Origin of the sequence: Gelidibacter maritimus, assembly GCF_014062315.1 — a bacterium.
GTDB lineage: Bacteria > Bacteroidota > Bacteroidia > Flavobacteriales > Flavobacteriaceae > Gelidibacter > Gelidibacter maritimus.
In genome coordinates, this window is record NZ_JACGLT010000003.1 from 161671 (window position 1) to 181548 (window position 19878).

A 19878-nucleotide genomic window follows, 5' to 3' on the forward strand; every position below is an offset into this window, starting at 1 on the left:
ATAAAATAGTTGTTATTTTTGCATATGTTTTCGAAAAAAACCTATACCGTCGATGAAGCTTTAAAAAGGATGGAACGCTATTGCAGTTATCAAGAGCGCTGTCATAAGGAAGTCATCCAAAAACTACGAGGCATGGACATGATTCCTGAGGCCATTGACCATATTGTGGTAAAATTGATGCAAGACAATTTTCTAAGTGAAGAACGCTACGCCAAAGCTTTCGTCAGTGGGAAATTCAGGATAAAAAAATGGGGGAAACTGCGTTTGACGCGTGAGCTTAGACAAAAGGATATCGGAAAAACTCTTATTAACATGGCGCTTCAAACCATAACCGATCAAGAGTATATGGAAACTTTCCATGCGCTTGCGGAAAAAAAGGCAGAAAGTATTAAGGAAACCAACGTTTTAAAGAAAAAGAAAAAATTGGCAGATTACCTTTTTTATAGAGGGTGGGAAAGCCATTTGGTGTATGATAAGGTGAATGAGGTGTTTTAGGCAGGAGGCATGAGGCATGAGGCATGAGGTATTGGGGTTTGTGGTGAGAGACGATTAGCGATTAACGATTGGAGATTTTTTGAATATCGAATGATGAATGATGAATATCGAATGATGAAGTTTGAATGATGTCCCTGACAATCCAAACTACTCATGCAAGATCACATGGTTCAAAAGTATCTGCGAAAATCTGCGTAATCCGCGGGAATCATTTCTGAATTTAAAGATATGAGTGATGAGAAAATCGCGAAGCTTGATTGACGATTAGCGATTAACGATTGAAGATTTTTGATTTTTGGATGACGAATAATGAATGACGATTAACGATTGAAGATTTTTGACAACCAACAACCAACAAACCGACAACAGACAACAGACAACAGCCAACCCACAACAGCCAACCCACAACCCACAACAAAAAAAAACTGCATCATTCCGAAGAACCATACAGTTTTAAATATATATTAAATTATCGATTATAAGTTGAAAGAGGCACCAAGATTAAGCACAAATTGGTTGTAGATATAATGCGCAGGATTGGTGATGTTGGTTTTATATTTTGCAATTGGGAAAACAGCTTCTGTAAAAACCCCAAAGCCATCGGAGAAAAAGTAACGTGCGCCCACATGGCCACCAAAATTTTTCAAACTCAAGTTCAAACCTGGGTAAACGTCAAAGTTATCGTCAACATTCAAAACGCTTCCTAAATGGGCATTGAATCGGCCTTTAATATCAAAACGGTCTCCAAAATTCGCGTTCAATTCCTCTCTCACCCCTAAAGCGTATGCTCCTGTAATACCCACAGAGATGTTTTCGCCAAGGCCATAATCATAGCTCACGTCAATTCCAGTTGCCTTATCTTGGAAGTTGGCTCCAATTTGGAATTTATTATCAGTATTTCCTATAAAGGCTTGGGCATTTGCAAAGGAAAAGCTTAAGACGCATAAGATTACAAATAGATTTTTCATGGTAAAAGATTTGTATTTAATTTTCGGGCAAAGATAACTATGTTTTTTAATAATGTGCTAAGTATTTAGTCTAAACTCTTTTGTGTTCTGCTAATGGCTTTTTCGTTTTTCCAATCAATCCATTTCTGACCTTTTAGCTTGCGCATCAACGTATCAAAATGGCGCATGATCACAATATTATAAATGGCTTTCCCAAGATTCTTAGGGTTTCTGGCAATAGCACGTAAGCTCATCGAAAAGCCGGGAGTGAGGTATTTCATATAATGCCAATAACCTTCTGGCATATACAAGACTTCGCCGTGGTTCAATTCAGTTTTATAACCTTTTGCTTTTCTAAGCGCTGGCCATTTGTCCAAATCAGGATTTGAGAAATCAATATCCTCACGGGTAATCAAGGAATGCGGGATTTTATAGAGGTAGTCATTTTGCTTCTGGTCAAATAATATGCACAACTTTTTTCCTTCAAAATGAAAATGGAAAATATTGGCCAAATCAATATCATAATGCATAAATGTATGCGAATTCTCCCCGCCAAAAAATAGCATTGGCAAGCCTTTCATCAGTTTTAAACCAAAATCCGGATAGGAATAGTCCTTTTGTAGCTGTGGAACTTCCTTTAACGCATTCCATAAAAAAATCCTGAACTTCGTAGGTTCACGTTTCAAAAGATCAATATAATCTGCCATTTTCATCGTGGCATGTGGCTCATTAAAACCGTCCTCATGATGCACTGGCCGATCATCATATAATGGTACAACTTTGTCTCCGGCAATGTCCTTAATATAATTCAGGCGCCACTTTTCATAGGCGGGCCAATCTTCAATAAAGCGCTCAATCACCACAGGCTTTTGAGGCTTGAAATAATGGTTTATAAAATCCTCTTTGGTAATGGTCTTTACACGAGGGATGTCTTGTAGGTCTAGTGCCAATACATTGAGATTTAGCCTGCAAAGTTAAGCATTCGAAAAGGAATTTAAAAAAAGGAATGTTAAATGTTCGGAGTTTCATGATTAGGTGCAGTGGTGGTGTAAGCGCTCATAATTCCCATTAATAAATACGAAAAAGGAAACTTTTCTATAGATTGCATCCATTCACCACGGTCTAATCATTAGGACGTTCAGCTTTGTTAGAATATTTGATACTCGTTTTTTCCACAACGGCCCTCAAAAAAGAAGACCTGCCATTATTTGAAAGGCAGGTCTCCAATTCAATATCTTCAGGAGGCAGCGCAAGTTTAATTGACTTTAGGCCGGCGCAACCCATATTGGCAATTATCTGTTTAATACTTTATTTCTTAAAGAACTAAAAAAAGCATTACTCTTCCTGTTTAGTATCATTTTTAGTATTGTCAATAGTGTTTTCGTCAGTTGTAGTGGTGTCCTTACCTTTTAAATACCCCGGTAAGTCCATTCCAGCCATGTTAAACATGTCTTGTAATGGTGGCACCGACTTGTACATTCCGGAAAGGAAATTGGCCGTTGATGATTTACCATCGCCATTGCTGCCGTTTTCCCAGACGGTAACCTTATCGATTTTGATGTTTTTAATAGCTTCTGCCTGTGTTTTTACCAATTCCGGCAGCTTATCGGCAATCAATAGCAATACCGCATCTTTTGAATTGTTTCCGGCAGCTTTCACAATTTGGTCTAAACCTGCCGCTTGTTTGGTCAAGACTTCATAGAGACCTTGGGCCTCTGCTTGTGCCTTGAACAGTATGGCATCAGCTTCACCTTTTGCTCTTCTACGGATACGCTCTGCTTCAGCCTCAGCGTCAATTTCAACTTTTTGCTTGTCTATTTCAGCCGGTACAATTATATCGGCCATTTGAGAGGAACGCTCGCGCTCTGCTCTGGCTATTTCAGCTTCTTTTTCCGCAGCATAAGATTCTTCCAAACCTTTTGCTGTCTGCACTTTTTCCGCTGCTGTAGCCACACGCTCCGCTTCCGCTTCACGTTGACGTCTTAAGGAGTCTGAATTGGCCACAGCAATTTTAGCCGTATTTTCACCTTCAACAGCTTGAGCATTGGCAGCAGCAACTTGCGATCTTTGATCCTGAACCGCGTTGGCCTCACCAATAGAGCCGTCTCTTACTTTTTCAGCCACCGATTTACGAGCAGCATTTATCGCATGTGCAGCAGCTTCTTTACCTAAGGCTTCAATATATCCAGATTCATCAACAATATCAGTAATATTGACGTTTATCAATTTAAGACCTACTTTTTTCAATTCTGATTCTACACTTTGTGAAATGTTTGTCAAGAATTTATCTCTGTCGTTGTTGATTTCTTCAATGTCCATCGAAGCTACGACCAAACGCAATTGACCGAAAATAATTTCTTTTGCCAATTCTTGAACATCAGACATGGCCAATCCCAATAAGCGTTCAGCCGCATTCTGCATCACACCTGGTTCTGTTGAAATACCAATGGTAAATCTGGAAGGGACGTTGACCCTAATGTTTTGTTTGGAAAGTGCATTGACCAAATTGACCTCAATGGACATTGGTGTCAGGTTCAAAAACGAGTAATCTTGAATAACTGGAAATATAAAGGCGGCACCACCATGGATACATTTGGCAGATTGGCCACCGCCAACTTTACCGTACACTACCAAAATCCGATCGGATGGACAGCGTTTATAACGTCTGATAAGGATAATTAAAAATACAAAAATAAAGAGTATCGCAACAATGACTGCAATGGGCAGCCCTAAACTAAACGTCTCTTGTGTCAGCAGGAATCTCATAGGTTGTTGGTTTAAAGGGTTCTATTGGTTTAATGGTTTGATCGACAATAAGAATGCCGTTGCTGGTAACATCAACGACTTTAATAATGGTGCCAGATTTTAATTCTGTGAAGGAATCCGTAAGCGCCTCAAGTTCGCGCAATGTACCTTGGACTCGTACACTGACCTTACCCATTTTTGAACGGTTTTCGCCAATGGTGAGATAGACTTCGCCAATGGCACCAATGGCATTTTTGTAATTTAATGTCCCGCTATCGGCGAGTTTTCTCATATAATGGAACATGGCCGCCATAATGGTCATCATGGCGAGACCTGCAATTACGGAAATTAAGACGGTGATGGATTTTGAAAAACCTTCGCCAATGCATGCAATGCCAGACCATCCAAAAATTGTGAAAAAGCCAATGAGATTTTTAAGTGAGATGAATTGAAATTCAATGCCAGTATCTGCATCAATGGACGTGTCAACATCATCAAAATCTTCACCACCCTCAATGCCTATAAGGGTCATAATAACAATGATCAGAAATACGAGAGATCCAATAAGGGCAATCACCCAATAAAATTTGGCGAACAATTCTAAATCTGAAAACCACTCCATCATAATCGGATAATTTTGAATTTATATTGAAATATAAGACCTTTAAAAATCTTAGACCATTTTTTTCGATAAAAGACGATTATATTTAAACCGATTTCTCAAAGCATGGTACGGTATGACCCCATAAAATTATAGTCAACCTTTTAATTATATGTAGATGATTGGAAGCTTTTGTTACAAAATTTATTTTTTTTAACCAAATGCTGTGATAGACGCTATTGACTTTATTTTAAATCAAACTCAGTGTCGCACATTTCACATCTGTATTTGTGCTTGGTATAAAATGGCAATGAAGAGAACAGAACACCAAATAGGAACCAAAAAAGTGATTTCAGGTCTTTGATAGTGGAGAATAGTTCTATATAAGAACTTTTACAATTAGGACACCGGATGGAATTTCCCGCATCATCCAAGGAATATTTTTGAATGGCATTCAGTATGTTTTGTGCCTCTGCTGCTTGATAGGATAATACTTTCAATTTGATTCCACCAATAGCTTTGCTTACCAACGGATCTGTATCAATGGTAAGATTATCAGATAAAAAAACTCGAATTCCATCAGATTCCAGTCGGCCTTTGATAATCTGTGCCTCCGTAGAATATTGGAATACGGCAACAGTTGTAAAGGTTTCGTTTTTCATAGGCCTAAATGCGCTAATTTATAAATTTTGGATCAAAGACGACAAGTATTTTTAGACATGTAATAACCCTGAATTTCTATCTTTTTTTAAATCATTTTGTAAAGATACGAAGCCCTCAAAGGTTTTAAAAACCTGTGAGGTCTATTCTTTACAGACAGATCTTAAATAATTAACACAGAAATTACCAGGTCTTAATAATTTTTTAAAATCATCGTATATTTACGAATCAAATTCTCAAGCCCATGATTCGTATTGTTTTCTCCCTCGCTTTTTTTCTGTATGCTTTCGTTTTACAAGCGCAAGTATCTTCAACATACAGTATTTCTTTTGAAAATGCCGTACATCACGAAGCCACTATCAACGCAACCTTTACCAATCTAAAAGAGGATGAAGCGACATTTGCCATGAGCCGATCTTCTCCTGGTAGATATGCCTTACACGAATTTGCGAAAAACGTGTACAATGTAAAAGTGACAGATGGCAAGGGTAATGAGCTTAGCCCTACAAGACCAGATCCATACTCCTGGCGGGTCAAAGGCCATGATGGGACCATAATGGTCAGTTATACCTTATTTGCCAATCACGGCGATGGTACCTACGCGCAGATTGACGAAACCCATGCGCACCTTAATTTACCAGCCACCTTTATCTATGTTCCGGAACTGGAAGCACAAGAAATTGAAGTAACGTTTGAGGTGCGTGAGGATTTGAATTGGAAAATTGCAACCCAATTAAAACACCAAAAAGAGAATACCTATTACGCGAAAGATTTTCAATATTTTATGGATAGTCCGGTAGAGATTGCCAATTTCAGAACACGTGCTTTTAAGGTAGAAGATCAGACGATAACTTTTGTATTGCATGACGATGCCGCTAGCGATGCACAATTGGATGCGTATTTTGAAAAAGTTAAAAAAGTGGTTTTGGAGCAAATGCAGGTCTTTGGCGAATTGCCTAATTTTGATTATGGTGAATATATATTCTTAGCTTGCTATATGCCAAATGCCACTGGGGATGGAATGGAACATCGAAACTCTACGTCTATTCCGAGTTCAAGGAGCTTATCTAAAGGCGGTCTTGAACTGAATATTGGCACGGTAGCCCATGAGTTTTTCCATATTTGGAATGTGGAACGTCTCCGACCAAAATCTTTGGAACCTTTTGATTTCTCAAGAGCGAATATGAGTGGCGATTTGTGGTTTGCCGAAGGGTTTACCAGTTATTATGATGATTTGTCTTTAGTGAGATCAGGAATTATAAGTCGGGAGAAGTATATTCAAGGACTGGTCCGAACATTTAACTATGTGTGGACGTCTCCTGCAAGGCAATTTTTTACGCCAATAGAAATGAGCTACCAAGCGCCGTTTGTGGATGCCGCACGGTCAGTGGATGCCACTAACAGGGAAAACACTTTTATCTCCTACTATTCTTATGGAAGTATGTTAGGATTGGCTTTAGATCTTTCCTTAAGAGAAAGAAATTTAAGCCTTGATGATTACATGACTATGGTTTGGAAAGCTTATGGTAGAACGGAAATACCATATACGGTAGAGGATTTACATGAGAGCCTGAACACTTATGCCGGAAAGGAATTTGGCGATCATTTTTTCAATAACTATGTTTACAAAAGTGGCATGCCTGACTATGAAACTGTAATGGAGCCGATGGGCATGACTCTTATAACCAAAAATGATATTGAGTTCGGTGCATCGGTCAGAAATCAGCGTTTGGTGAGTAATGCTAAAATGGGTTCCTCCGCCTATGAGGCCGGTTTTCAAAAAGGTGATAAAATTCTTAAGATTGGAGCAATCACGATGGACGGACAAGCAAGCATAAATGCTGTGTTAAGTACGTTTAAAGTCGATGATAAGATTCCGGTAGTATATGAGCGATTCGGATCTGAGCATGAAAATATGCTTACTATTTCTACAGCTATTTCCTATGATATGAAACTGATTGAAACCGACGAGAAGAAACTCACAAATAAGATCAAAGCGAACCGGTCGGGTTGGCTAAATTCTAAAATTCAATAAAGTTAAATCGAAAAAAATCACGCAAAGTGCGTGATTTTTTTTATTGATATTGAGCGTATTTTGATTAGTCAACCAAAACAATCACTTTGTTATCTTTCATTTCTACAGTACCGCTATTAATGTACATTACCCAACTGCCATCTTCTTGTGTGAATTGGGCTTCTTGGCCTTGAGCAATCTCTGCGTTGCCCTTGAACTTCACGGGGCCTTTTCCAAGAATGGAAACAATAGCGTCGTGATTGTTCAGCATTTGGAATTCACCATTGATACCCGGTACGGTAACGCTTTCAACATTACCACTTACGAGTGAGGCTTCTGGGGATACAATTTCTAAATACATAGTTTTATAGTTTGCAGTTGCAGTCCTCAGTCTGCAGTCACTGAAGACTGAAGATTGAAGACTGCCTACTTTTTTTAGGCTTCAGCAAGCATTTTTTCTCCAGCCTCGATAGCTTCTTCAATAGTTCCTTTAAGGTTGAAGGCGGCTTCTGGTAGGTGGTCTAACTTACCTTCCATGATCATATTAAATCCTTTGATGGTTTCTTTAATATCAACCAATACCCCTGGGATTCCTGTAAATTGCTCGGCAACGTGGAATGGTTGTGATAGGAAACGTTGTACACGTCTTGCGCGTCCAACGGCCATTTTATCTTCTTCAGAAAGCTCTTCCATTCCAAGAATAGCGATAATATCCTGTAGTTCTTTATAGCGTTGCAATAACTCCTTTACGTTTTGTGCGCAAGTGTAATGTTCTTGTCCTAAAATTTCGGCGGTTAGGATACGTGAGGTAGAATCCAATGGATCTACTGCTGGATAAATACCTAACTCAGCAATTTTACGAGACAATACCGTGGTAGCATCCAAGTGGGCAAACGTTGTTGCCGGTGCAGGATCCGTTAAGTCATCCGCCGGAACGTAAACCGCTTGTACAGATGTAATGGAACCTCTTTTTGTAGAAGTAATACGCTCTTGCATGGCACCCATTTCAGTGGCCAATGTAGGTTGGTAACCTACCGCAGATGGCATACGACCCAATAAGGCCGATACTTCAGAACCCGCTTGTGTAAAACGGAAAATATTATCAACGAAGAATAAAACGTCTTTTCCTTGAGCTTCACCAGCGCCATCACGGAAATACTCAGCAATGGTCAATCCTGATAATGCTACACGAGCACGAGCTCCAGGAGGTTCGTTCATTTGTCCAAATACAAAGGTTGCTTTGGATTCTTTCATGATGCTTTTATCCACTTTGGATAAATCCCATCCACCATCTTCCATAGATTGCATAAAGTCGTCGCCATATCTAATAATGCCAGACTCCAACATTTCTCTCAAAAGGTCATTTCCTTCACGAGTTCTTTCTCCAACTCCAGCAAATACTGAAAGTCCACCGTGACCTTTTGCAATATTATTAATCAACTCTTGGATCAAAACCGTTTTACCAACACCAGCACCACCAAACAAACCAATCTTACCACCTTTTGCATAAGGCTCAATCAAATCGATTACCTTGATTCCTGTGAATAAAACTTCTGTTGAAGTTGATAGATCTTCAAATTTAGGTGCTTGTCTATGGATAGGTAAACCAGCTTCGCCAGCTTTAGGTAAATCACCTAAACCATCAATAGCATCACCGATAACATTAAACAAACGTCCATAAACATCTTCGCCAATTGGCATTTGGATAGGAGCACCGGTAGCATGTACGTCAGCACCTCTGCTTAGTCCATCAGAAGAATCCATCGCAATAGTTCTAACAGTATCTTCTCCAATATGAGATTGGACTTCTAATACCAATAAAGAACCATCAGGTCTTTTAATTTCTAAGGAATCATAGATTTTTGGAAGCTCTGAACCTGCTTCAAACGCTACGTCGATTACTGGGCCAACGATTTGTGCAACTTTACCTGTAACTTTTGACATTACTTATCTGTTTAATGTTGAATTAACTATAAAAGAAAAACTTAATTGTCCAATCTTGTTGGGCAGTCTGTTTTTCGCGCTGCAAAGATATGATTTTTTAACTAATTATAAAGTGCTTTTATAGGCTTTTTTAATCAAAAAAAACACCTTCTTTTGAAAGGTGTTTTAATCTTTGGCGCATCATCTTTATTATCTTAATGCCGGATTATAATTTGTTGGATATTCACCTGGCTTTGCTTTATAACCAGCTGCAACAAAATTGGAACCGTATTTGGCGTCAATAGCTTTTAAGAACTCATTTGCCATAAGCGAATAGCCTCTTGATGTTAAGTGTACACCATCCAAACTTATTAATCCACCAGTAACTAATGCTGTAGTGAAAGTAAAGTCACCATCAGAAAATCCAGTTTCTGTTGCGGTTTGTAAAATACCTTTAAAATCAACCAAGGCTAAATCTTTTTGGTCTGCTATAGCTGCAATGGACTGGTTGTATAAATCAGTAGCAGCTTTGATATCTGCCTGCTCACTCGGAATGAGGACCCACTTGTCAGCTAATGGCAAGGTGACGCCCTCTACTGAAAATTGTCCTGCCAGTTCTTGAGGTAAGCCTTGAGCCATTAAGGCTTGAACCGAAGCCATATTTACGGTGCCAATAACACTGCTGCTTGGTAGTACTAAAAGATCATCGGCAGTAGCCTGTCTTGCTTGACCATAAGTATTTGCCAGCAGGCCTGCCACCAATGGTGCAGCTTCTGCGGGTAAACCAAATTGAGCTATAAATGCTGGAAAAGTAGGACTTGCATTTAATGCGCCTGCTATTTGTGGCGCGATATTAGTTAAACTTTCATCGTTAATGACCACGGCACTTGCCGCTGTTTCTGAAAATTCAATAACTCTTGAAGGGTCAATGACCGTGAAAATTTGATTCAAAGCTCCGAAAATTGAATTCAATAATGGAATTTGAGGACCAAAAGAAGGGTTGGATGGATCTAATGGATTGTGTGGTACGGTCGTAAAATGCGCTAAGTTTGTAACGTAAGGCACATTAGTGACAACCCCTTTAGCGCCATTACTTGTTAATGCATTCACTGCAGCTGAGAATGAAGCAGTAAACACATCAGGATCTGTAATATCGTTGCTTCCGTAAGTTGAAGGGTCTAAGTTGCCCAATTGGTAAACGCCTGTACCTCCAGAAGTAGCATAAGCCAACACGTCATTACCACCAATTTCTGAGAGTGTAAAAAATGTAGGGTTTTGTGCAACAGCATCTCCAAGAACTGTGGCTGTCGCGCTTGAAGCCATACGTCCAAAATAAGGGTTTAAAGCAGCATAGCCAGGAATACCTAAATGGAAACTTTTGGCGCCAGGAATACCATAATTATTAAACGGGCCTGATAAGACCTCTGTTATTTGAGTTGTTGGTACGGCATTTAAAGGTTTTGGTGCTGGACTTGGCCCTGTTAAATCTAAATATAATCGTGGTGCTACCACAATATCAGAACCCAAAACAAAACCTCCAATATTATCTTTCATTAATGGTTGTGAAAAGGTACCACCACCGACATTTGAAAATATTCCAGACAGAATATTAGGGAAAGAGTTTTCCTGCCCCTTGATAAAGAGCGCATTGTCTGTGTATCCAGCAGAGAAAGAGGCGCCTACTGCTACGTACGTTGATAAGTCAACAGAGCCAGCAGTCAATTCCGGTAATGGCTCGGGCGCTGGGTTGTAATCATAGTCGTCATCACTACAGGCTGTAAAAGCAATCAGGATAGCGGACAGTAGTAAATATTTTATATTTTTCATTGTGAAATTTGTTTTATAGGTTGTTGATAGTCCATGATACATAATACATAGATCCGATTGATCCTGGACCAATAGCCGTAAAGTACTCTTTGCCAAGAACGTTGGTTGCACCTGCCTTGAATGTAGATTTCAATGAAGGAACGGTAAAGTTAATCTGTGCGTCAAGTGCGTGGTAGGCCGGAATGTCTCCGTCTCCAAAGGTAGCTTGCCAGTAGTAATCGTCACTCCATCTCCATGCGGTATTAAAACCAAAGTTTTTAAACAACTCCGTATTTCCGAAATTGACTTTTACTTTATGTTCTGGGGTATTAAAACTTGTCTTAAAATCTGGGAATGCGGCTTGATCGAAATCTTGTTTAGTGTAGGTATAGCTGCCTCCTAAATCGAAGTTTCCAAATACTTTTGTAGAAAGCCCTATAGACCCACCGTAAGAATTGACATCTGCTTTAGAATTTGTATAGGTTTGATAGGCTTGATAATCGCCATTAGCAATAGCCATAACAGAAAGTGAATTATCGCCTACAGTACCATAAAATGGAGCAATGACCACTTCACCGGAAATAAAATCTTGATACTTGTTGTAATAAACGCTCATGTCCACAATTACACGATCAATTTTACCTCTATAACCTACCTCAGCCGTTGTAATCTTTTCTGGAGTTACAAGCGCTGAATTTCCAATCTCTAAATCGGCAGGATTTCCAGATTGTGCAAAGGCAGTTGCCGAAGACGCCAAATAAGAATTTGTATAAGCAGCACCTCCTGACTGGGATATTTGTGCAGGCTGTCCGAATCCAATTTGACCAGCAGCACTGATATCATAATCTCTAACGTAACGGTCTAAGTTACTTGGAGCAGATCCTACTAAGATAGCACGACCGGCATCAAGACCTATAAATAAATCCTGAGTGGTTGGGTTTCTGAAACCTGTTTGTACAGAAGCTCTAATATTATGGTTTTGATTCACCGTAAAACCAGCTGAGATTCTTGGAGATAAGAAACCGTCAAAAAACTCAGACTTGTCATAACGTGCAGAACCTGTCAATTTTAATTTCATTTCAGCACCTAAGTCAAATTCTTTCTGTAATTGGGTATACACTCCAAATTCTGAATACGGGATAGAGCCGTCAAAATCTGTGTAGATGGTTCCTGAAGAATTCAATTCATATTTTCTGTAAGAACCACCAACTTGGATGTCAATGGCATCCCATAAGTGACTGAAGTTGTAATTAGCATCAGCGTGATAATACTTAGACTCATCTTTAAATTGAGAACCGGTTGCAAAGTCAGGATCTTTAATAATTCTATCAAAAGCTGCTTTAAACTCCGGCGTACCAGGCACTAAGCGTCCCGTTTCTGCGACGGCTCTTGCTGCAGCATGTGCTTCCGCTTCCGTAGCACCACTGAAGGTTGCGCCAGCAAAAGTTTGAATGTACTCGCCAAACCATTGCTGATCTGATTTCCACGCCCGGTTAATATTAATTCCAGTAAAGACCATGTCGTAAGAATCACCCGCGTTATCGGAAACCACATAACCTCTAACGAAGAAATTGTCATTTCTTACTTCGAGTTTATGTTGTTGCTGGGTAAAATTTGTAATGGCATATCTATTGGTACCTTGATAAATTGTGGAGCCTGTTCCAATTTTACCAACATATTGAATTTCAAAATCATTGGCCCAAGGTCTTAAGTATAATCCCCAGTCTGCTTTGACACTTTCTGCATTATAATCGGTTAGATCACGCTCTTCATATCCCGTTCTACTGACGAGAACATCAGGAATAACACCTAAACCACCCGATGCGGCTCTAATATTGGTAGATACCTCATCACCATAAATATTGTAGCCATCGTAATCGATACTTGCTCTAGTGGCACCACCGCCCGGTTTCCCGTCGTAGTTATTGGCAGTCCAGTCGGTTCCTTTCAACCATCCAAAGTTTACTTTTGCAGCAAAATAGTCGCTGAATTTATAGGCCATTCTTATTCCGGAATCTCTATAAGTGTTATCGCCACTAGCGTCTTGAGAAGTGATACCTTGTTTGTGATAGCCGCTAATTCCTTGAAAATCGAAAGGATTTTTACTACGCATAAAAAGTATACCGTTAAAAGCATTTGCACCATATAAAGCAGATGCAGCACCTGGTAGTAATTCAACACTTAAGACATCGGTTTCATTCATGCCCACTAAATTCCCTATTGGGAAGTTCAATGCTGGCGATGAATTGTCCATCCCGTCTACCAGTTGCATAAAACGCGTGTTGGCAAAAGTTGCAAAACCTCTGGTATTAATAGATTTAAAGGTTAAACTATTCGTGTTGACATCCACACCTTTTAAGTTTTCCAATCCATCATAAAACCCAGCCGATGCTGTGTTTTTAATCTCCTTAAGACCAAACCTCTCTACCGTTACTGGCGATTCAAAAACGCGTTCTGGTGTTCTGGAAGCCGAAATGACCACCTCGTCCAAGGATGTTCCTTCTTGAAGTTGAAAGTCGATGGTTTGGGTGGCTGAAGTCACTTGTTTTGTTACCGACTCAAAACCGACACTACTTACTTGTATGGAAAATGGAGGCGATTGGGATGTGGTTAAACTGTAGTCTCCATCAAAGTCTGAAATAGTCCCAGTGGAAGTTCCTACAATAATAACATTGGCACCGGGTAAGGGTTGACCAGTTCCATCGGTTATTTTTCCGGATACTGTAGTTTGCGCATAAGTGAGCGTAACACTTAACAGCATCATAATCTTAAGAATTGTTTTCATTTTAGGGAATTAGTTAATTTTGGTTACCAATATAAATAATTAAATGGTATTTCGAATTGTTTTTTATTAAAAATTATGCATGCATAGTATTAATTGGGCGGAGCTATGCTTAGCTGTTTGTATACTTTAGACATAAAAAAAGACTAAAATCTACTCTTCTGTAGTTCTTAGTCTTTTGGGTTATGCTTAGAAAAATCAGTTGCTGGACTATTATTCTACAGTCACTGATTTTGCAAGGTTTCTGGGTTGATCAACATTTTTGCCTAACATAACTGCAATATGATAAGACAATAGCTGCAATGGGATAGTTGTTAGTAAAGGCGATAGGTTCTCTAAAGTCTCAGGAACTTCAATCACATGGTCGGCAAGCTCTCTCACACTAACATCACCTTCAGTTACAATACCGATAATCTTTCCTTTTCTGGCTTTGATTTCCTGAATATTGCTGACTACCTTTTCGTAGTGCCCTTTTTTGGTGGCAATGATAATGACAGGCATATTTTCATCAATTAGCGCAATAGGACCATGTTTCATTTCAGCGGCAGGGTAGCCTTCAGCGTGGATGTATGAAATTTCCTTTAATTTTAGAGCGCCTTCCAAAGCCACCGGAAAATTATATCCCCTACCTAAATAAAGCATGTTGTGGGAGTCTTTATACAATTGTGACACGGCTTGGATGTGCTTATCTGCTTCTAATGCTTTAGTAACTTTTTCAGGAATGAGTTCCAATTCATGCAAATGTCTACGATAATCTGAACTTGACATCGTGCCTTTGGCTCTAGCCAATCGTAAGGCAATTAAAGTGAGAACCGTAATCTGGGTGGTAAAGGCTTTTGTAGAAGCAACACCAATTTCAGGTCCTGCATGCGTATAGGCTCCGGCATCAGTTTCTCTAGCAATGGATGAGCCTACCACATTACAAACGCCAAATACAAATGCACCTTTTGACTTTGCCAACTTGATAGCGGCTAAGGTATCTGCTGTTTCACCAGATTGAGAAATGGAAATCACAACATCCTTTTCAGTAATGACAGGGTTTCTGTATCTAAATTCTGAAGCATACTCTACTTCAACAGGAATCCTTGCTAAATCTTCAAAGATATACTCTGCAACCAATCCTGCATGCCATGAAGTACCGCAAGCTACAATTATAATACGGTCCGCATTTAAAAAACGCTTCATATTATCTTCAATGCCAGCCATTTTAATGATGCCTTCATCGGCTAATAATCGCCCTCTATAAGTATCTTTTATAGCTAAAGGTTGCTCGTATATTTCCTTTAGCATAAAATGGTCATAGCCACCTTTTTCTATTTGTTCTAAGTTTAGTTGTAACTTTTGAATATAAGGATTGACCAAGGAGTCATCTTCTATTTTTCTGATTTTAATATCTTTATCCAGCCTCACGATGGCCATCTCATGATCTTCAAGATAGATGGCGTTGTCTGTAAATTCAATGAAAGGTGAAGCATCACTCGCAATAAAAAATTCATTTTCTCCAATGCCTATGGCTAATGGACTACCTAATTTGGCAACGACAATCTCATTAGGTTTGGTTTTATCAAAGACGGCTATGGCGTAGGCTCCGATAACTTGATTTAAGGCAAGCTGAACTGCTTTGCCGAGTTTGATATTTTCGTTGGTCATTACATCCTCAATCAAGTTAACCAGTACTTCCGTATCTGTATCTGATTGAAAGGTGTAGCCGCGTTTTACGAGTTCTTTTTTTAGCGAATCATAATTTTCAATGATTCCGTTGTGAATGATCACTAAATTACCAGAATTGGAATAATGAGGATGTGAATTCACGTCATTAGGAACACCATGGGTGGCCCAGCGGGTATGCCCAATGCCCAGTTTTCCACTGGTGGATATTTCCTTTTCCAAACGTTCCTTTAAATCGGCCACCTTACCTTTAGTTTTACATAAGTTAAGATCATGACCATCATATAAGGCAATGCCTGCACTGTCATAGCCTCTGTACTCTAAGCGTTGCAATCCTTTTAAAACAATAGGATAAGCCTCTCTGTGGCCTATATATCCGACAATTCCGCACATCTTGTATTAGGTTTTAGGTTGAATACTAATTATTTGGTTCTGTATAAAAGATCTCCAAATATAACTTTTTATTCTCATCTGAAGCCGCTGTATTATTACCGTATAGAACTGTGCCTTTGGGTGATAAAATAGAACTTACCGGCAGTTTTTTCACGGCATTGCCATCAGAGTTCAGTATAGAGCCTTGCGCTACGGAGCCTTCCAGATTTACATTTGTAGACACTGCCAGTCCTAAAGTAACATTTGTGGAATCCTTCATTAAAAGGTTCTTGATATGTTCGGTGATTTTGATTTTGTATTTAACGCCTTGTGAATTTTCATCGTCACCAGCATGTTGTAATTTCCCAAGGTGATTAATTCTGGCGTTATCTGCGGAGTCAAAATCGTAATCCAATAAGGTTTTATTATTTTTGGTATCGTAAATATAGAGTCTTTCTGGTTCTTGACCTTGTGTAAGGTTTTGATCTACATAAAAAACCAAATTGGCTTCATTGATCAATCTTTTCGCTTTTACAAATTTTCCCGAAGCGTCCGTTTGTACATAGTCATTTTTGAATGCTTCAAAAGCAGTCATTGTGCCCTCATCCGTATCTACATCTGTGCCTCCAAACAAATTGATCACGGCCATGGCGCCCTGGCCTCCTTTAAGATAAAGTCGCTCGTCGCCTGTAGTAGGATTGCCTTCAGGAATTGCCATTGTAAAATCGTTATCTAAAAAGTTGATAATATTGCTCGATGCAGTAATTGTACTGGGATTGAAGCTTGGGAAACCCAATCGGTAAGTTCCCGTTATCCGATCAGCATCTGTTGCCCCTCCGGCAGGGGGAGAGCTGTAATGAAGCGTAATATTGGCATTGTTTGCACCAAAATTAAGCAACATCATCGTGCCATCATTGTTCACGGCTTCCGCTTCAAAGTAAATACCTCTAAAGTAATTTTGAAAGGTGTTGACGTTGTTTAGTACGGGATCACCTTCTTTAAGCATGATTTTATTTTTCCAAAAGGTGGTGTCCATTTTAACGCGTAAGGCCGGAGCCAAACGTGTAATTTCCTCCCCTTTTTTAAGAATGATTTCTTTGTTGCTGGGTTTAAAGCTATCAATGGCTTTTATAACCGTGCCCTGTAAAGATGCCAGGGGAATTTGACTTGAGGCCGATAACGAACGGTCAGAATAATACTTCTGAGGTTGATCAAACCCTGAATTCGGATCAAAATTCCTTAGGAAATAGTTGTTTTCATAAAGCTTAAGATTGAGCATTCCATCACCATAAACAGAGTCTAATTTATAAGACGTGACTTCATTTTCAATACCCGTTGATTTGCTGAAATAAGGAATGGTCAACACTACAGAATCCAATCTTACATCCTCAGGAAATGTTGGCGCTAATGTAGTTGGCGACAATTGCGTTACCAAACTGGCGGTGGTATTTCCATAAGTAAGGTCTTTGTAAAAACCAAATAAATTGGATGGTAAGTTGTTGGTCTGAATAGGCTTTAGCTTGTTGGTGTAGGCAATAACGTCATATTTAGCGTCAGCCACACCAAAATTATTAAGACCGGAAATGTCTGAATCTAGTGATACAAAATCTTTATCGCAGGCCATAAATGTTGTCATTAATATGGCAAGGATAAATAGGTTTTTCAAGGCGATTTTTTTGTTTCTCATTACAATGTGTAAGTGGATTTAGAAGCGAGTTGTAGGTTCCGAATTATTTGAGCACTTTGGTATTATAGAACTCGGCGTAAGGCTCAGCAAAATCTTCCTGAGAGAAATAGTCCAAAACCGGTTTTTCTGATGCTTTTAAATACTCCTCCAATTCTGGGTCCAGTTCATAAGAGCCCTTTATAAGCGCATCGGAGAAGTCAATAGCAATCTTCATCATATTAATAAAACTGGGCTTTTCTATGACTTTAATTGCCGATTCATCGATATTATCAAATTTTACTTTCTTGATCATATCTGTATTTAACGTCCCGTCGAAGCTTTGATTGTATATGGAGGTCACAATTTTGCTATCGGCAAACAACGGCTCATTTTTATAATACTCCTTCAGGTAGACAGGCAATAGCGATGCCAACCAACCATTCACGTGAATGATGTCTGGTGCCCAATTGAGTTTTTTTACAGTTTCAATGACCCCTTTGGCAAAGAATATAGCGCGTTCGTCATTATCTGGATAAAGATTTCCATCTTCATCGGTCAGTGTTGCTTTTCTCTTAAAATACTCTTCGTTATCAATAAAGTAAACTTGAATTCTTTCCTTAGGAATGGACGCCACTTTTATAATCAAAGGCATATCCAAGTCGTTAATGACCAAATTAATCCCTGACAGTCTAATAACTTCATGCAATTGGTGTCTACGCTCATTTATGTTTCCATACCTAGGCATGAATATCCGTATTTGTCCACCTTGTTTATTCACCATTCTTGGAGCTTCAAATGACATTGAAGAAATTTCAGTTTCAGGCAAATAAGGTACAACCTCGGAAGACACGTACAATATCCTCTTATCTTTCATAAATCACGGAGTTTAAAAAAAATTAAAATTAAAACACGCAAAAGTACAAAATTTTATGCAGATTGATGGTAAAATCTTAAGTTTGCACGCTGTTAATTTTTTGTTATACAATGATAATTTGCCATAAAAGAGAAGAGTTAAGACAGGTTGTTGATGGGCTGAGGCTTAAAAACCAATCCATTGGTTTTGTGCCTACAATGGGTGCTTTACATGATGGGCATTTGTCATTAATAAGAAAAGGATTGGAGGAAAACTCGCGAATGGTGGTCAGTATTTTTGTAAATCCCACACAATTTGACAACAGCTCAGATCTTGAGAAATACCCCAGGACCATTGAAAGTGATTTGGAACTTTTGCACACCTTATCTGAAGAATTGATCGTTTACGCGCCGTCGGCGGAAGACATCTATGGCGATACGGTTTCTTCAGAACATTTTGATTTTAATGGCTTGGAAGACCAGATGGAGGGGCAATTCAGAAAGGGCCATTTTGATGGTGTTGGTACGGTTGTAAAACGATTGTTTGAAATTGTACGGCCAGATACGGCTTACTTTGGAAAAAAGGACTTTCAACAGCTTCGAATCATTCAAGAGTTGATAAAAACACATCAACTTGCTGTAGAAGTGAAAGGAGTTGATATTTTTAGAGACCAAGATGGTTTAGCGCTGAGTTCAAGAAATGAACGTTTAAGTAGAGTTGAACGCGAAGCGGCGCCATTTATATATAAAACATTAAAAGCTGCCAAAATGCGTTTTGGCACGGAAAGTGCAAATAAAGTCACGAAATGGGTTGAAAAACAGTTTGCTCAGCATGATGTGTTGGAGTTGGAATATTTCACCATTGCTGATGAGGCAAGTTTACAAACCGTTCAAAGAAAATCTAAAACTAAATCATACAGAGCGTTTATTGCTGTATTTGCCGGAGATGTCCGACTTATAGATAATATAGCGCTTAATTAATTATCTTTGCCAGATGCAAATACAAGTTGTAAAATCAAAAATACACCGTGTCAAATGTACCGGTGCTGAGCTAAATTATATTGGGAGCATTACCATTGATGAAGATTTAATGGATGCCGCTAATATTATTCAAGGCGAAAAAGTACAGATTGTCAATAACGACAACGGAGAACGCTTAGACACTTATGTGATTCCTGGTCCAAGAAATTCTGGTGAAATCACCCTAAATGGTGCTGCTGCTCGAAAAGTGGCTGTTGGCGATACGCTGATCTTGATTACTTATGCGTTTATGGAACTGGAAGCGGCCAAGACTTTTAAGCCGTCACTCGTGTTTCCTGACGAAGCGACCAACTTACTCAAATAAGA

General features: G+C 39.2%; 16 protein-coding genes. 4 read left to right on the forward strand and 12 right to left on the reverse strand.

Annotation, left to right across the window (positions count from 1 at the left end; all coding sequences use genetic code 11):
• Nucleotides 1-24 precede the first annotated feature (24 nt).
• Nucleotides 25-495 carry a regulatory protein RecX gene (locus tag H3Z82_RS05175; protein WP_182203276.1) on the forward strand — a complete coding sequence of 157 codons (471 nt, stop codon included), beginning with the start codon at nt 25-27 and terminating at the stop codon, nt 493-495.
• A gap of 476 nt (nt 496-971) precedes the next feature.
• On the opposite strand, the gene H3Z82_RS05180 is transcribed toward H3Z82_RS05175, so the two are convergent.
• The 5 genes from H3Z82_RS05180 to H3Z82_RS05200 all read right to left on the reverse strand — a co-directional run bounded on the left by H3Z82_RS05180 (nt 972) and on the right by H3Z82_RS05200 (nt 5450).
• On the reverse strand, nt 972-1463 hold the full coding sequence (locus H3Z82_RS05180; protein ID WP_182203279.1) for a DUF6646 family protein: 492 nt from the start codon (nt 1461-1463) through the stop codon (nt 972-974).
• A gap of 65 nt (nt 1464-1528) precedes the next feature.
• Nucleotides 1529-2392, reverse strand: coding sequence for a cupin-like domain-containing protein (locus H3Z82_RS05185; protein ID WP_182203281.1), 864 nt, complete (start codon nt 2390-2392; stop codon nt 1529-1531).
• Nucleotides 2393-2777: 385 nt separating this feature from the next.
• Complete coding sequence (locus H3Z82_RS05190) at nt 2778-4208, reverse strand: flotillin family protein (RefSeq protein WP_182203283.1); 1431 nt, start codon at nt 4206-4208, stop codon at nt 2778-2780.
• On the reverse strand, nt 4177-4812 hold the full coding sequence (locus tag H3Z82_RS05195) for a hypothetical protein (RefSeq protein ID WP_182203285.1): 636 nt from the start codon (nt 4810-4812) through the stop codon (nt 4177-4179). The genes H3Z82_RS05190 and H3Z82_RS05195 overlap by 32 nt, the downstream gene beginning before the upstream one ends.
• 221 nt (nt 4813-5033) lie before the next feature.
• Complete coding sequence (locus H3Z82_RS05200; RefSeq protein ID WP_182203287.1) at nt 5034-5450, reverse strand: DUF2007 domain-containing protein; 417 nt, start codon at nt 5448-5450, stop codon at nt 5034-5036.
• Between the two features lie 242 nt (nt 5451-5692).
• Here H3Z82_RS05200 and H3Z82_RS05205 point away from each other — a divergent pair, with 242 nt between their 5' ends.
• Nucleotides 5693-7483: a M61 family metallopeptidase gene (locus H3Z82_RS05205; RefSeq protein WP_182203289.1), complete on the forward strand. Its 1791-nt coding sequence runs from the start codon at nt 5693-5695 to the stop codon at nt 7481-7483.
• A 64-nt stretch (nt 7484-7547) separates the two neighbouring features.
• Here H3Z82_RS05205 and H3Z82_RS05210 read toward each other — a convergent pair whose 3' ends face one another.
• From H3Z82_RS05210 to H3Z82_RS05240, 7 genes are all read right to left on the reverse strand, one after another.
• Complete coding sequence (locus H3Z82_RS05210; protein ID WP_182203292.1) at nt 7548-7823, reverse strand: F0F1 ATP synthase subunit epsilon; 276 nt, start codon at nt 7821-7823, stop codon at nt 7548-7550.
• Nucleotides 7824-7897: 74 nt separating this feature from the next.
• Nucleotides 7898-9406: a F0F1 ATP synthase subunit beta gene (atpD, locus tag H3Z82_RS05215; RefSeq protein ID WP_182203294.1), complete on the reverse strand. Its 1509-nt coding sequence runs from the start codon at nt 9404-9406 to the stop codon at nt 7898-7900.
• Nucleotides 9407-9595: 189 nt separating this feature from the next.
• Nucleotides 9596-11212: an SGNH/GDSL hydrolase family protein gene (locus tag H3Z82_RS05220; protein WP_182203296.1), complete on the reverse strand. Its 1617-nt coding sequence runs from the start codon at nt 11210-11212 to the stop codon at nt 9596-9598.
• Nucleotides 11213-11225: 13 nt separating this feature from the next.
• Nucleotides 11226-13976 carry a TonB-dependent receptor gene (locus H3Z82_RS05225; RefSeq protein WP_182203298.1) on the reverse strand — a complete coding sequence of 917 codons (2751 nt, stop codon included), beginning with the start codon at nt 13974-13976 and terminating at the stop codon, nt 11226-11228.
• Nucleotides 13977-14186: 210 nt separating this feature from the next.
• Complete coding sequence (gene glmS / locus H3Z82_RS05230) at nt 14187-16034, reverse strand: glutamine--fructose-6-phosphate transaminase (isomerizing) (RefSeq protein WP_182203300.1); 1848 nt, start codon at nt 16032-16034, stop codon at nt 14187-14189.
• A 25-nt stretch (nt 16035-16059) separates the two neighbouring features.
• Nucleotides 16060-17700: a DUF4270 domain-containing protein gene (locus H3Z82_RS05235; RefSeq protein ID WP_182203302.1), complete on the reverse strand. Its 1641-nt coding sequence runs from the start codon at nt 17698-17700 to the stop codon at nt 16060-16062.
• A 43-nt stretch (nt 17701-17743) separates the two neighbouring features.
• A complete protein-coding gene (locus H3Z82_RS05240; RefSeq protein ID WP_182203304.1) occupies nt 17744-18553 on the reverse strand; it encodes a glycogen/starch synthase in 810 nt (269 codons plus the stop codon).
• 110 nt (nt 18554-18663) lie between these two features.
• On the opposite strand from H3Z82_RS05240, the gene panC reads away from it, so the two are divergent.
• Both panC and panD read left to right on the forward strand, forming a co-directional pair.
• Entirely contained in the window at nt 18664-19512 is an 849-nt protein-coding gene (gene panC, locus H3Z82_RS05245; protein WP_182203307.1) for a pantoate--beta-alanine ligase, read from the forward strand.
• A gap of 13 nt (nt 19513-19525) precedes the next feature.
• Nucleotides 19526-19876, forward strand: a complete 351-nt coding sequence (gene panD / locus H3Z82_RS05250; protein ID WP_182203309.1) for an aspartate 1-decarboxylase — start codon at nt 19526-19528, stop codon at nt 19874-19876.
• Nucleotides 19877-19878: the final 2 nt, after the last annotated feature.